This is a genomic window from Shewanella sp. MTB7, from assembly GCF_027571385.1.
Lineage (GTDB): Bacteria > Pseudomonadota > Gammaproteobacteria > Enterobacterales > Shewanellaceae > Shewanella.
Genome location: NZ_CP085636.1, coordinates 2251984 through 2266525, shown reverse-complemented (window position 1 = coordinate 2266525; position 14542 = coordinate 2251984). Strand labels below are relative to the sequence as shown.

Here is a 14542-nt window from a genome sequence, read left to right as displayed (position 1 = left end):
TATACCATTCACAAGCAACGTCGTAGAAACATAATTCAGCCACAAATCTTTCAGCAACTAAATCTGTTTTGGCGCAAGCCAGACTTACTTTTAAAATCTATTCTCAATTTTAAAAGTAGCCTTCCATTTTTTTCTTCTCCATTGAGCCCGATGAGTCGTTATCGATAACACGACCTTGGCGCTCAGAGGTGGTACAGAGCAACATCTCTTGAATAATTTCCGGCAATGTTTGCGCTTCTGACTCAACGGCTCCCGTTAATGGGTAGCAACCTAAGGTTCTAAAACGCACCATCTTAGTTTGCACATTTTCGCCTTCGAGTGGCATGCGCGCATCATCAACCATGATCAAGGTGCCATCACGCTCGACAACAGGCCGCTCGGCAGCAAGATACAAGGATGGGATCTCAATCCCTTCCAGATAGATGTACTGCCAGATATCAAGCTCAGTCCAATTAGATAACGGGAACACACGGATGCTCTCCCCTTTATCGACCTTACCGTTGTAGATACTCCAAAGCTCAGGCCGTTGGTTTTTAGGATCCCATCTGTGCTTACTGTCACGAAATGAGTAAACACGCTCTTTAGCACGAGATTTCTCTTCATCACGACGTGCACCACCAAAAGCGGCATCAAAACCATGCATATCCAATGCTTGTTTAAGCCCCTCAGTCTTCATGATATCGGTATGTTTAGCGCTGCCATGGGTGAATGGACTGATGTTCATCTCAATACCGCGTGGATTTTTATGAACGATAAGATCAAAACCATGCTTCTTCGCCATTTGATCGCGAAACTCAATCATCTCCTTAAATTTCCAGTTGGTATCGACGTGCATCAAAGGAAATGGGATTTTCCCCGGGTAGAAAGCTTTACGCGCAAGATGCAGGAGAACTGAAGAATCTTTACCTACCGAATAAAGCATCACTGGATTATCAAATTCAGCGGCAACCTCACGCATGATTTGAATCGATTCAGCTTCAAGCTGCTTGAGATGAGTTTGATGTGTCGACATATGGGTTTCCGTATGGCCCTTATCCATTCAATCTGAACAGAAACAAAGTTAAGTGAACATTAAAGAGTTATCTTTAAATTGATAATAACAGTAGGCAACAATATTAAAAGTTATTAAACGCAGTAAGGCTATATCAAAAAGGAATATTAAGTTCTGATAAGTAATAGGGGAGAAGGACGAACGCCGCAAGCGGCTACTGAACGCTACGCTCACAGAATGGCCAGTGGCCGAACGGAACGCTTTGCTTACGGTAAAAAGAAAGACGGGCTTCGCCCTGCTAGGGCGCAGTAAGCTGCTGCGAGAGCGTCGCTTCGCGACTTCTAGAATCTATACAATCAAGTGAGAGGTATAGAGAAAGGTGAACGCCGCAAGCGGCTACGGTTGACGGAATGGCCTATGGCCGCACGGAACAATGCACTTATGTGGCCTACAAGAGCAATAAAATTATTGCCGTCTTTCCGGCGAACACCAGAATCCAGTTGTGCTTTTTACCGTAAGTGAGGCCCGAACGTTCCGTCATCGGTAAGCGCAGCATTCGTCACTGTTTACTTGTATAGCAGGCCAAAGGCCGCTCTCGCAGTGAGCTTGCGAACGTCCTAGCAAGGAGTTCACGACGCTCCTCGAACTGACGTAGTCGGCATCCTTTTTTTGTCCGTAAGTGAGGCTCGAACGTTCCGTTATCCGTCAGTTAAGCCTTAGTCTTCGCTTTACTATTTTTCCAGTCGAGGTAAAATCTCCCCTCCCCATTGATTAGCTATTGAAAAGCGGAATACTCTGTTTTTTTCTACGGTGATTGATCAGTTTTATTTAATGCTCGAGGTGTAATGAAAGGTATTATTTTGGCGGGAGGAAGTGGTACTCGCTTGTATCCCTTAACTAAGGTGGTCAGCAAGCAGTTACTACCCATCTATGATAAGCCCATGATTTACTATCCCATTGCCACACTAATGAGTGCAGGTATTAGCAATATATTGATCATTACCACTCCTGTTGATCTGCTAAATTTTAAAGCTTTACTCGGTGATGGCTGCGATTGGGGCATCTCTATTGAATACCAGATTCAACCGTCGCCTGATGGATTAGCGCAAGCTTTTTTGTTGGGTGAAACCTTTATCGGCGATGAAAGTGTGGCTCTTATCTTAGGCGATAATTTATTTTACGGTCACGACCTGATCAAGTCTCTTAAGCGTGCTGCAGCACAAGAGAGTGGTGCTACCATATTTGGTTACCATGTCTCAAACCCAAGCGATTATGGTGTAGTTGAATTCGATAATGCAGGCAATGCAATATCACTCGAAGAGAAACCCCAGCTGCCAAAATCTAATTATGCTGTTCCGGGCATTTACTTCTTCGATAATAACGTCATAGAATTTGCCAAAAATGTCATTCCATCAGCCCGTGGTGAATTAGAGATCACCGAAGTGATTAATCAATATTTAGCAGCTGGCAACTTGAATGTTGAAATAATGGGCAGAGGTACTGCATGGTTAGATACCGGCACCTATGACCACTTACTACAAGCAGGCCAATTCATTGAAACTATAGAAAAACGTCAAGGACTTAAAGTCAACTGCCCTGAAGAGATGGCTTATAGAATGGGTTATATTGATGACGCACAACTACTTGCACTCGCAGAACCGCTGCGAAAAAGCGGTTACGGGGAGTATTTAATTAATATTTTATCCCAGAGAGTTTTTTCATGAACATCATCTCAACACCCATTAGTGATCTGAAAATACTTAAACCGCAAATATTCGGTGATGAACGTGGTTTTTTTATGGAAACATTTCGTGATGCTTGGTTTAGAGAACATGTTGCGGATGTGAGCTTTGTACAAGAAAACCAAAGTCTGTCTAAATATGGCACACTACGCGGGATGCATTACCAGACCCAACAAGCACAAGGTAAACTAATTCGAGTTATCTCGGGTGAGGTTTTTGATGTAGTAATCGATCTTAGACGCTCAAGTTCTAGCTTTGGTCAATGGTTTGCAACTCAGCTATCAGCCGAAAACCGGCTTCAGCTATGGGTTCCTCCCGGCTTTGCCCATGGTTTTTATGTTGCATCTTCATCTGCCGAAGTTATCTATAAATGCACCGATTACTATGCACCACAATTTGAACAAAGCATATTATGGCACGATACAGACTTAGCCATAGACTGGCCTATAAGCGTCGAAGATACCCCCCAATTATCAGAAAAAGATCGTAATGGGGTCAAATTTAAAAATGCATTGTTTTTTGAATAAGCTTGGGAAGAACGGGCCTTGCCCAGCGAGATTCTAGGACGCCAACACGTTGGCTGCGAGGGCGGCACAAGTACCAGCTAAATTCTAGGGCACTTCGCTGCTATAAAGGCGAATATTGCAAACAACTAGAAGATACAACCAAGCCTTTTTCTATTGTAGGTCGGCATTTATGCCGTCAGGTTTGGATGTACGATATACGTTTTTGATGGGCTAAAGCCCAACCTACAGGGTAAGGAGAGAAGCACTGGCTACAACGGCAATAGAATTTTAGCCGTCTTTCCGGCGAATGCCGGGATCCAGCTTTGCTTTTACCGTCAGTGAGGCACGAACGTTCCGTTATCCGTCAACATTAGTATCGCGCTCTTTTTTAAGCGTCAGCGCTCTTTATTTATTTAAATAGGAACAAAATGAGTAAAACTATACTTGTAACCGGTGGGGCTGGCTTTGTCGGCTCAGCTTTAATACGTTATTTGATTAATGAGACTGATAATGTCGTTATTAATTTAGACAAGTTGACGTACGCCGGCAACTTAAGCTCCCTAAAGAGCATAGAAAACTCGGAGCGTTATCACTTTGTACTGGGGGATATTTGCGATCAAAACTTGGTAAGCGAAACATTAAACAATTTTCAGCCGGATTTGATTATGCATTTAGCCGCAGAAAGTCATGTGGATCGCTCAATTGATGGACCTAGCGAGTTTATCCAAACCAATATCATCGGAACCTATGCTTTACTAGAAGCAGCTCGTCATTATTACCCTAAATTGACCGATAATAAACGCCGAGGTTTTCGTTTCCATCATATCTCTACTGATGAAGTGTATGGCGATCTTGGTGCTACAGAGATGTTTACTGAACAGACACGATATGCACCAAGCTCCCCCTACTCAGCCAGTAAGGCAGCATCGGATCATTTGGTTAGAGCATGGGGACGGACTTATCAGCTACCAGTTGTTCTCAGCCATTGTTCTAACAATTATGGTCCCTACCAGTTCCCAGAAAAACTGATCCCTTTGATGATCTCTCATGCCTTAGCGGGTCAACCTTTGCCACTTTATGGTAATGGTCAACAGATCAGAGATTGGTTGTTTGTCAATGATCACGCTCGCGCCCTGTATAAAGTGGCTTCAGAGGGTAACATTGGGGAAAGTTATAATATTGGTGGAATGAATGAGAAGAGTAATTTTGATGTGGTCAGCACCATTTGTGAGTTACTTGAAGAGCTCATCCCCACTAACCCTAATGCACATCAGGGAAAAGGCGAAGATCTCGGTTTCAAAAGATTAATCACCTACGTGACCGATAGACCAGGACATGATGCACGTTACGCTATCGATGCCAGTAAAATAGTCACAGAGCTTGGGTGGCAACCGCTAGAAACATTTGAATCAGGACTCAGAAAGACCCTTATCTGGTGTCTTGATAATCTTGATTACTACCAACAGCCTCACACCAATCAATATCAGAGACAAGGGCTTAATAAAGCAAGCATTTAGTATGATGGCAGAGACGTTGAATAAGCTTACCGATAACCTTAAAGTGCTCATTATTGGCAAACATGGGCAACTAGCTCGAACCTTGGTTGATACTGTGCCTAACAATATCGAGCTGTTATCCCTTGCTCGTAGCAATATTAACCTACTTGATCTATCTAATGTAGATAAGGTGATCACAGCATTTCAGCCTGAGGTTGTGATTAACGCGTCAGGTTATACCAATGTCGAGAGCGCTGAATCAAATGCTACCGCAGCATTTTTTATTAATGAAACAGCGGTAGAAAATATTGCCAGCGTAACTTCAAAAGCCAATATTAGATTAATTCATATCTCTAGCGACTTTGTGTTTGATGGCACTAACAAACGACCTTATACAATTGATGACACCCCAAATCCGCTCTCAATATATGGTGCTTCAAAACTCGCTGGTGAGCGAGTACTCACTCAATTACAACCACATAACACATCGGTTATACGCACCTCTTGGCTTTACTCCCCCTATGGCAATAACTTTGTCAAAACCATGCTTAACTTAATAGCTCATAAAGAACTCTTAGGTGTGATTAGCGATCAAGTAGGCAGCCCTACCCATGCAAATGGACTGGCACACTTTATATGGCAACTAGTCGCTTTGGAAAAACTCAACCCTATATACCACTGGAGCGACTTGGGCTACACCTCCTGGTATAACTTTGCTATTGAGATTCAAAATATAGGATTCAATCTTGGATTATTATCTCGAAAAATCCCCATAGATCCTATTTCATCTTCGGATTACCCAAGTTGTGTCGAACGACCTAAATATAGCGTATTAGATACCAGCGCTTCACAATCGATTTTAACAGCTAAAGATTGGCGCGAAGAGCTGACAGATGTTCTGAAAAAGATGGGGAAATGACGGATGACGGAACGCTGGCGCTTACGGTTCAAGAAAGAGCGCCGACTACGTCAGCTTCGAGAGCTCTTAAAAAAGGGCGATGACTCCGTCAGCTTCGAGGGCAGTCGCAGGCTCCTTGCTAGGACGTTCGCAAGCTCACTGCGAGAACGGCCTTTGGCCTGCTATAAAAGCACTAGGCGTCTACAGATGACGGAACGTTCGTGCCTCACTTACAGAACGCTAGCGCTTACGGAAAAACTAAGAGCATCTAAGATAAGCGGTTATCCGTAACTGCTTGCGACGTTCATCTTTATCTGTACTTTGCACTTGATTGTATAGATTCTAGAAGTCGCGAAGCGACGCTCTAGCCGTGACAAGGTCACGTTCTAGTAGGCACTTGTGCCGCCCTAGCAGGGCGAAGCCCGCCCTTATCAGTTTCCCCTGTAGGTTGGGCTTTAGCCCATCAACAACTCATAACGTCCATACCAAACCTGACGGCATAAATACCGACCTACAATAGAAAATGATTGACCGAATATTCAAGCCGCTGGCGGCGTTCGCCTTTATAGCAGCGAAGCGCCCTAGACTCTAGAAGGCCGTAGGCCGCCCTCGAAGCCAACTTGTTGGCGCCCTAGAAGCCCGCCCTTCTCAGCTTATAAACCGTAAGCGCAGCGTTCCGTGCGGCCGCAGGCCATTCCGTCATCCGTAGCCGCTGGCGGCGTTCCTCATTTGCTTGTATAGATTCTAGAAGGAGCATAGCGACGCTCTCGCCGTGACGAAGTCACACCCTAGCAGGGCGAAGCCCACCCTTCTGTATAATACAAACCTGACGGCATAAATGCCGACCTACAAAAGAAGCCGTTAAGTCAGAATAACAGATGATTAAGAAACTAAAGAAACAACCTTTTCTCTTTGTCCGCTTGCTACACTTTGTTGTTCATTCTTCACTTTCCACACAAGATCACAGATCCCATCGGTTGGATTAAAACCTGTTGGGGTTTTTAACAAAATATCGCGAATAAGTTCATGGTTAAATTCGTGACAGGCCATATCCAGTTTACTAAGAATAACTTCTAACTCCTTCCATGAAAGATAAGCTTCATTGGCAGTCATAATTCGTTCATGATCTGTACCAGTAACATCATCACCGATAAGCAGTTCCTCGTATAACTTCTCTCCAGGGCGAAGACCGGTAAACTCTATTGGGATATCACCATCAGGGTTAATTGCATCTTGCACTTCAAAGCCACTTAGGCGGATCATTTTAGCCGCTAAATCGACAATTTTTACCGACTCACCCATGTCCAAAACAAACACATCGCCGCCTTTACCCATCGCACCGGCCTGAATCACCAGCTGAGAGGCTTCAGGTATTGTCATAAAGAATCGAGTGATTTCAGGATGGGTGACCGTTACAGGCCCACCGGACGCTATCTGTTTTCTAAACAAGGGCACAACAGAACCTGATGACCCAAGTACATTGCCAAATCTCACCATACAAAAACGCGTTGAGTGTTTCTCTTTCGCTAGAGCCTGCAAAGACAGCTCAGCCATACGTTTAGTTGTGCCCATCACATTGGTAGGGCGAACTGCTTTATCTGTCGAAATAAGCACAAATGTTTCAACTTTTGCAGCAATAGCAGCGCGAGCCATATACATGGTACCAAATACATTGTTACGCACCCCTTCGACCACATTATGTTCAACGAGAGGCACATGTTTATAGGCTGCTGCGTGGTACACAGTTTGAACCTGAAATGACTCCATCACAGCTTGAACACGATTTTCTCGTTGTACGGAGCCTAACAAGGGAAAAATTTCAACAACAAGCCCATTCTCTTTAGCCGTAGCCAATAACTCTTTCTCTATTGAATATAAGCCATACTCAGAAAGTTCAAATAGAACAAGTTTAGTCGGTTCTTGCTTTAATATTTGACGACAAAGTTCTGAGCCAATAGAGCCACCAGCTCCAGTGACCATAACAACTTTATCCAAAATATTGTCTTTAAGCAGATCTTCTCTGGGTGAAACCGCATCACGTCCTAAGAGATCATCAATTTCAACCTCTTTAATATCACTATAATGCTTATTTCCGCTAACAAGATCAGCCATAGCAGGTAACGTCAACACTTGAACAGCTAAAGGCTCCAGAGACTGTAATATCTCTTTTCGTCGTTGACGAGAGGCACTCGGTATCGCAAGCAACACCTTGGTTGCCTGTTTTTGCTTAATAAGCTTGCGCATTATTGAAGGGGAGTGAACATAAACGCCTTGAATCACACTTCCGTGAGTGGTCACATCATCATCTACAAAGGCAAAAGGATAATATTCATGACTTTGAACTAAGGCAGTTACAAGCTGTCTTCCGCTGACGCCTGCACCATAAATAATTACGGGCTCGCCTTCTCGCTTCATGCCTGAACCGACAACCGCCCTTATGATACCTCTGGAACCACCTATTAACACCAAAGCAAACGCAGCAAATATAACAGGTACAGTTCGTGGCAAGCCTAAATTAGCAAAGTAGGAGATAATAACTAAGCTAACAGTCGATATAAGCACCCCGAACAGAATAGCGGTTAATGCTTGTAAGCTTAAATACCTAAGTACCGCTCGATATAAACCCAATTTCATAAAAGCAAGTATGCTAATCGGCCAAACCATCGCAATCAACATCCAGTAGCCTGTATTACCAATTGAACTCATCGAATCTGTACGTACAATGATTGCCAGCCAGAATGATATCAGTAGACATAATGTATCAATTCCGACACTGACTAACCGTTTGTTGGTTCGATTTAAAGAAAACAATACCTGAAAAAAATCCATTTTTAGCTCCAGAATGAGAAGGCTAGACATGTTACAACAACTCAAAATAGTGATAATTGAACACAAAGGAATAGATTTTAGCACACTCTGTTAATAATTTACCTCAGTTAGGCACGTTATTAATCTTAAAGTGACGTTTAAATTAAAAAGTAACATAAGACAATCAGGCATACCGTCCAACCCCATCAATTCCCGTCCATTCAAGAGAAAAGAGCTGATATATTTAATACAATCGATTTTGATTATAAAAACAACAAAATGTTCTCAGGTAACAAACAAAGACTATCCGAACATGCTTGAATTCGAATATTGATTTTATGACTCCCCTGCTGTCTGACTAATCCAATAAGTTCAATCTCAAACTTGCCTTCATACAAAGCCAATGATTCATCGTTAAAACCCAGCCGTTTATGGATAGCAGGAGGTGCCTAACTTATTCAGCCAACTTCTGTACTGCCGTGAGTGACAGATTTGAAACCCAGCATTAATAGCGCCAAAGCTAGCTGAATAAGTTGAAGGAAGTTCACCATCCTGATTAAGTGTTGTCAGTGCTTCAGCTTCTAGTTGCCCTCCAAGTCGCTCTAACAGCCAATTAGCTCGTTCAAGTGCAGAATTTAATGTTTGTAGAGCTGGAGCGTCGAATATAGGTGTAGATACGGATGTTGTTACCCCTTCATTATCTATAAACTCATTATTCCAAGGCTGATAGAAAGAGAGCTTAAACAAGGCCAAACCAAGCATAATCCTCCACTTGAGCAGGAATAGAGGCTCGACCATGAGATAAAGTACGAAAAAGAGTGTTATCTGGCCTAGCTGAGATCCAAAGTGAATCAAGCAATAGTGTGGCTCTATTGAGATATTTTGATTCCTGAGTCACTTCATAAGCTTCCAGTAACGAAATGGCATATAGGCTGTTCCAGCTAACAATCACTTTCTCATCAATTTGAGGTCTTATTTTTGCCTTACGATAATCATGGAGCTTTTGATACTGTGTTGTTTCTCGCCAGTCTGTTGCTAAATTTTCAATAGTGGCTAACTGTTTAGTTCTCTTTTGAGCTTCGATATTATCTTTAATAAAGTAATATCTCCCCTCCTCGCCATCAGACAGTGCTGAAACCGCCGATGAATAACCCACCTCGTTTTTAAGCCAGAGCTCAACCCAGTCCGATGTTTGCTCTAAAGCGATAAGGTAGTGTTTCTTACCTGTAATGGCATAAGCTTTGGCTAGCACGCGCATCATATTGGCTTGGGTATATAACATCTTCTCAAAATGAGGGATCTGCGACTGACCATCCACTGAATATCGATGGAACCCACCATCGACCATGTCATAAACAGGACTTAGCAAGATTGTTTCAAGATGAGTTTCAACTGTAGTTAGTAACTGTACATTTCCGGTTCTTATGTACTCGTCCAGTAAGCCAATAGACCAATATGCTCGAAAAAACCTCAGACCTTTACTCTCTTGCTCCGCGACTAATGCCTCGTAAATATCTTTGTGCAATTTAGGCAGTAACTGACGCCACTTTTTTTTAGGGAGCGCTCTTTTAGATAACCCTTTTTCTTGAGCTGTTCCATAGGCACCTAAACTCACATTCAACTTACTATCAATTCGCTTAGCTAAATTTTCTATTGCCCCGGGCTTTTTGTGCCATCGTTTAGCCAAGCCTTGTATCACCTTAGAGAACTTATCTTTGTTCACATAGGAATCAATCCAGACAATCTTCCCTTCAGGCGTTAATACCACATTAATTGGCCAACCCGCTTCCCCTTTGAGTTGTTCAAGTGCTGACTTAAATTTTTCATCTACAAGGGGCCACTGCTCACGATCAACTTTTACACTGATATAATTAGCATTTAGAATTGCAGCAACTTCAATATCATCGAAACTCTCTGCAGCCATAACGTGACACCAGTGGCAGGTCGAGTAGCCGATAGAGATAAAAATCAATTTGCCATTACTTTGAAAATCAGACTCAAAATGTTGCTGCCATTCAAGCCACTCAATTGGCTGTAAAGAATGACTAAGCAGATAAGGGGAGTCAGAGAGAATCAATTGATTGATATGTTGAGGTTCGCTGTTACTCGACGTAATAATCTTGCGGCTCAGGAGCCAATTTTTTCGGGCTTGAAAAGCAGCGTTTAGCTCAGTGTCTGCTAGTACGGCTGCAGGCCATTCCGTCAATCGTAAGCGCTGGCGACGTTCGCTTTTATAGAAGCGCCCTAAACTCTAGAAGGCCGTAGGCCGCCCTTATCAGTTCCCCCTGTAGGTTGGGCTTTAGCCCATCAATAGCCCATACAAACCTGACGGCATAAATGCCGACCTACAATAGAACAAGGCTGGACCGTATATCCGCTTGCACGGTGAGCGAAACGTTCCGTGCGGCCGCTGGCCATTCCGTCATCGGTCAACCGTAGCCGCTTGCGGCGTTCGTCTCAGCTCTTAATTAACTGCTTTAAGTTTTGACGAAACTCCTTACCAAACTTTTCATTTCTGAGTCCATACTCGACAAATGCGGTCATATAACCAAGCTTGTCCCCACAATCATGGGACTTACCTGTCATATGGAAGGCTTCGACAGTATCTGACTCAATCAACATATCAATAGCATCCGTTAACTGTATTTCATCACCTGCACCTGCAGGAGTTTTCGCAAGCAAATCCCAAATTTTTTCTGATAATACATAACGACCAACAACGGCTAAATTAGATGGTGCCTCGTGAATAGCAGGCTTCTCTACCATGGCATTAATCTTAGATGAGTCACCAGGCGCAATATCGGCTCCATTACAATCTGCAATACCGTATTTATTAACATCTTCCATTGGCACTGGAGCAACCATGATCTGGCTAGACTTAGTCGAATTGTAACGTCCTATCATAGCCGCCAAGTTTTCACTGGTTTGATCTGCAGTATATTCATCAAGAATAACGTCAGGCAATACCACGGCAAACGGATTATTACCAATACAAGGTTTTGCACAAAGCACAGCATGACCAAGCCCTTTAGCCTCTCCCTGACGCACATGCATTATGGTTACGTCTTTAGGACAGATCGCTTGAACCTCTTCAAGCAATTGACGTTTTACACGTTTTTCAAGAGTAGACTCAAGTTCATATGAGGTATCAAAATGATTTTCGATAGCATTCTTACTAGCATGAGTGACCAGTACGATCTCTTTAGCACCTGCTTTAACGCACTCATCGACGATATATTGAATAAGCGGCTTATCGACTAACGGCAGCATTTCTTTAGGGATTGCTTTTGTTGCGGGCAACATGCGAGTACCTAGACCAGCAACCGGAATAACAACTTTCATAAACTGTCCAAAAATGTGTAGTAATAAGTAAGTTTTGACTTTTAGCTATCGAAAAAGAATATTAAATAAGCCATAAAAAGGTAGGAATAAACTAAAAGAAAAACGAAGGAAAAAGCTTGGTGAGTCAGTTGATCTCGTCTAAAAGCATTATTGAGACGAAAAGACCAACTGACATTACAATGAAATCAATACACTAAGCGATAGATCCGAATAGATAGTTCTATTTTTTATAAAACTCTCGGTACCATTTTACAAACTCAGCAACACCCTCTTTCACACCAACTTTAGGCTTATAGCCCGTTGCTTCAAATAAATCCTCAACATCAGCATAGGTCTGGTAAACATCCCCGGGCTGCATCTCTCGGAAGTTCTTCTTAGCTTCTATTCCCAACTCTTCTTCAATAGCTTTCACGAAGCCCATTAAGTTAATTGGAGAGCCATGGCCTATATTATAGACAGAATATGGAGCTGAACTTGTCGCAGGAGAACCACTCTCAACAGTCCAAGATACATCTCTATTTGGGATGACATCTGCTATACGCACAACACCTTCAACAATATCATCTACATGAGTAAAATCACGCCACATGTCACCATTATTATTGATGTCGATAGTTTCGCCATCTAGGATCTTTTTGGTAAAAATAAACGGCGCCATATCTGGCCGACCCCAGCTACCATATACAGTAAAAAATCTAAGACCTGTCGTTGGAATATCGTAAAGGTGAGAATAGCTATGCGCCATCAACTCATTAGACTTTTTAGTTGCAGCGTACAGCGAAACAGGGTGGTCAACGCTATCTGAAGTTGCAAATGGGGTTTTAGCATTCAAGCCATATACCGAACTAGATGAGGCATAAACAAGGTGTTGAACTTTTGTGTTTCTACAGCCTTCTAGAATATTCAAATGTCCAACTAAATTCGAATCAGCATAGGCTAGTGGATTTTCAATCGAGTATCGAACGCCGGCTTGTGCGGCCAGATGAATAACGCGGTCAAACAACTCATTTGCAAATAACTGTTTAACCGCTTCTCTATCTGCTATATCCAATTTAATTAATCGAAAATTATTATGCTCAATACGTTTTAAACGTGCATATTTTAAATTAACATCATAGTAATCATTGATATTGTCAATACCAATAACTTCATGGCCAGCAGCACTTAAGCGCTCACTTACTTTTGAACCAATAAAACCTGCCGCACCTGTCACTAAATACTTCATAGTATTCTCTGTAAAAATAAAAATGGGATATAGTCGAGAAAGTACTAGACTCTAGGATGTGACTTTGTCACGGCTAGAGCGTCGCTACGCGCTAGCTAGATTCTATACAAGCAAAGCTGTACGGACTAGGTCCTGAAAGACAAGGTAGCGTTCGTCTTTGCTTTATTATCTCAGCCTTTTATTGTATAGCAGGGCGAAGTCCGCCCTAGAAGTGAACTTGTGAACGCCCTAATACCTAGAAGCACAGCGCCCTTCTATGCTATTTATTCAATCTGAACCAAAAAGATCGCGAGTATACACTTTAATGCTTACATCTCGGATTTCATCAACCATGCGATTAGATACAATAACATCTGACATAGCTTTAAAGTCTTCAAGTGATTTTATAACTTCCGAGTGGAAAAAGTGGTCATCTTCAATCACTGGCTCAAATACCACTACCTGAATTCCTTTAGCTTTCAGGCGTTTCATAATCCCTTGAATACTCGATGCCCTAAAGTTGTCTGACCCAGTTTTCATTATTAAGCGGTAAATACCGACGATTTTAGGCTCACGCTTTAAAATTGCATCAGCTATAAAATCCTTACGCGTGGTATTTGAGTCAACAATTGCACCGATGATATTATTTGGTACATCTGAGTAGTTTGCACGTAATTGTTTAGTATCCTTAGGTAAGCAATAACCACCATAACCAAATGAAGGGTTATTGTAATGACTGCCGATACGAGGATCTAAGCCAACCCCTTCAATTATTTGACGTGAATCTAAGCCATGAGATTCTGCATAGGTGTCTAACTCATTAAAGTAGGCAACGCGAAGCGCTAAATAAGTGTTAGAAAACAACTTAATAGCTTCAGCTTCCGTAGAATCAGTAAACAAGACATCGATATTTTCTTTAATTGCGCCTTGAACTAGTAAATTAGCAAAGGTTTTAGCTCGTTCACTTTGTTCACCGACAATAATACGCGAAGGGTAAAGGTTATCATAAAGCGCCCTACCCTCGCGTAAAAACTCGGGTGAGAAGATCAAGTTACTGCACCCCAATTCTTCAGTAATTCGACTTGTGTAACCAACTGGGACAGTTGACTTGATAACCATTATCGCTTTTGGATTAATCATCATTACATCTTTAATCACTGCTTCAATAGACGATGTGTTAAAGAAGTTTGTTTGAACGTCGTAATCTGTCGGAGTTGCGATAATTACATACTCTGCATTTTTGTACGCAAACTCTTTGTCTAATGTAGCTGTAAATGAAAGAGTATAATTGTTAAGAAAGTCAGTTATTTCTTCATCAACAATTGGCGAAATACCATTATTCAACATATCGACTTTTTCTTCGATAATATCTATAGCAACAACATCATTATGTTGCGAAAGTAGCATCGCGTTTGATAAACCAACATAACCTGTACCAGCAATAGCAATTTTCATATTTATTTTTCTAACCTTTAATTTCAAAACGCTCCAAACTGCCACAGCAGATATTAAAGAGCAAAACTTAATCGAGGAGAAATAGGTGACTGAATAGTCG

Annotated in this window: 11 protein-coding genes; 4 read left to right on the top strand and 7 right to left on the bottom strand. The window is 42.2% G+C overall.

Annotated features, from left to right (window positions below):
- Positions 1-109: 109 nt before the first annotated feature.
- Positions 110-1012, bottom strand: a complete 903-nt coding sequence (gene cysD, locus HWQ47_RS09615) for a sulfate adenylyltransferase subunit CysD (protein WP_269970916.1) — start codon at positions 1010-1012, stop codon at positions 110-112.
- 824 nt (positions 1013-1836) lie between these two features.
- On the opposite strand from cysD, the gene rfbA reads away from it, so the two are divergent.
- From rfbA to rfbD, 4 genes are all read left to right on the top strand, one after another.
- The gene (rfbA, locus tag HWQ47_RS09610; RefSeq protein WP_269970915.1) at positions 1837-2715 is read left to right on the top strand and encodes a glucose-1-phosphate thymidylyltransferase RfbA; all 879 of its coding nucleotides are present in this window, start codon (positions 1837-1839) and stop codon (positions 2713-2715) included.
- Positions 2712-3260 (top strand): dTDP-4-dehydrorhamnose 3,5-epimerase, encoded by a 549-nt coding sequence (gene rfbC / locus HWQ47_RS09605; protein WP_269970914.1) that lies wholly within the window; start codon positions 2712-2714, stop codon positions 3258-3260. The genes rfbA and rfbC overlap by 4 nt, the downstream gene beginning before the upstream one ends.
- A gap of 407 nt (positions 3261-3667) precedes the next feature.
- Positions 3668-4756: a dTDP-glucose 4,6-dehydratase gene (rfbB, locus tag HWQ47_RS09600; protein ID WP_269970913.1), complete on the top strand. Its 1089-nt coding sequence runs from the start codon at positions 3668-3670 to the stop codon at positions 4754-4756.
- 1 nt (position 4757) lies between these two features.
- Complete coding sequence (rfbD, locus tag HWQ47_RS09595) at positions 4758-5654, top strand: dTDP-4-dehydrorhamnose reductase (protein WP_269970912.1); 897 nt, start codon at positions 4758-4760, stop codon at positions 5652-5654.
- Between the two features lie 861 nt (positions 5655-6515).
- Here the strand turns inward: rfbD and HWQ47_RS09590 are convergent.
- The 6 genes from HWQ47_RS09590 to HWQ47_RS09565 form a co-directional block, all read right to left on the bottom strand.
- Entirely contained in the window at positions 6516-8462 is a 1947-nt protein-coding gene (locus HWQ47_RS09590; protein WP_269970911.1) for a polysaccharide biosynthesis protein, read from the bottom strand.
- A gap of 408 nt (positions 8463-8870) precedes the next feature.
- Entirely contained in the window at positions 8871-9203 is a 333-nt protein-coding gene (locus HWQ47_RS09585; RefSeq protein ID WP_269970910.1) for a hypothetical protein, read from the bottom strand.
- On the bottom strand, positions 9181-10647 hold the full coding sequence (locus HWQ47_RS09580; RefSeq protein WP_269970909.1) for a thioredoxin domain-containing protein: 1467 nt from the start codon (positions 10645-10647) through the stop codon (positions 9181-9183). The genes HWQ47_RS09585 and HWQ47_RS09580 overlap by 23 nt, the downstream gene beginning before the upstream one ends.
- A 251-nt stretch (positions 10648-10898) precedes the next feature.
- Positions 10899-11783 carry a UTP--glucose-1-phosphate uridylyltransferase GalU gene (gene galU, locus HWQ47_RS09575; RefSeq protein ID WP_269970908.1) on the bottom strand — a complete coding sequence of 295 codons (885 nt, stop codon included), beginning with the start codon at positions 11781-11783 and terminating at the stop codon, positions 10899-10901.
- Between the two features lie 220 nt (positions 11784-12003).
- Positions 12004-13008, bottom strand: a complete 1005-nt coding sequence (locus HWQ47_RS09570) for an NAD-dependent epimerase (RefSeq protein WP_269970907.1) — start codon at positions 13006-13008, stop codon at positions 12004-12006.
- Between the two features lie 267 nt (positions 13009-13275).
- Positions 13276-14442, bottom strand: a complete 1167-nt coding sequence (locus HWQ47_RS09565; protein ID WP_269971714.1) for a nucleotide sugar dehydrogenase — start codon at positions 14440-14442, stop codon at positions 13276-13278.
- Positions 14443-14542 lie beyond the last annotated feature (100 nt).

What these genes read in the sequence shown, in the direction of transcription:
- HWQ47_RS09570 (WP_269970907.1), bottom strand. Translation starts at nt 13,008, where the DNA reads ATGAAGTATTTAGTGACAGGTGCGGCAGGTTTTATTGGTTCAAAAGTA.
- rfbC (WP_269970914.1), top strand. Translation starts at nt 2,712, where the DNA reads ATGAACATCATCTCAACACCCATTAGTGATCTGAAAATACTTAAACCG.
- HWQ47_RS09590 (WP_269970911.1), bottom strand. Translation starts at nt 8,462, where the DNA reads ATGGATTTTTTTCAGGTATTGTTTTCTTTAAATCGAACCAACAAACGG.
- rfbD (WP_269970912.1), top strand. Translation starts at nt 4,758, where the DNA reads ATGATGGCAGAGACGTTGAATAAGCTTACCGATAACCTTAAAGTGCTC.
- rfbB (WP_269970913.1), top strand. Translation starts at nt 3,668, where the DNA reads ATGAGTAAAACTATACTTGTAACCGGTGGGGCTGGCTTTGTCGGCTCA.
- cysD (WP_269970916.1), bottom strand. Translation starts at nt 1,012, where the DNA reads ATGTCGACACATCAAACTCATCTCAAGCAGCTTGAAGCTGAATCGATT.
- HWQ47_RS09585 (WP_269970910.1), bottom strand. Translation starts at nt 9,203, where the DNA reads ATGCTTGGTTTGGCCTTGTTTAAGCTCTCTTTCTATCAGCCTTGGAAT.
- rfbA (WP_269970915.1), top strand. Translation starts at nt 1,837, where the DNA reads ATGAAAGGTATTATTTTGGCGGGAGGAAGTGGTACTCGCTTGTATCCC.
- galU (WP_269970908.1), bottom strand. Translation starts at nt 11,783, where the DNA reads ATGAAAGTTGTTATTCCGGTTGCTGGTCTAGGTACTCGCATGTTGCCC.
- HWQ47_RS09565 (WP_269971714.1), bottom strand. Translation starts at nt 14,442, where the DNA reads ATGAAAATTGCTATTGCTGGTACAGGTTATGTTGGTTTATCAAACGCG.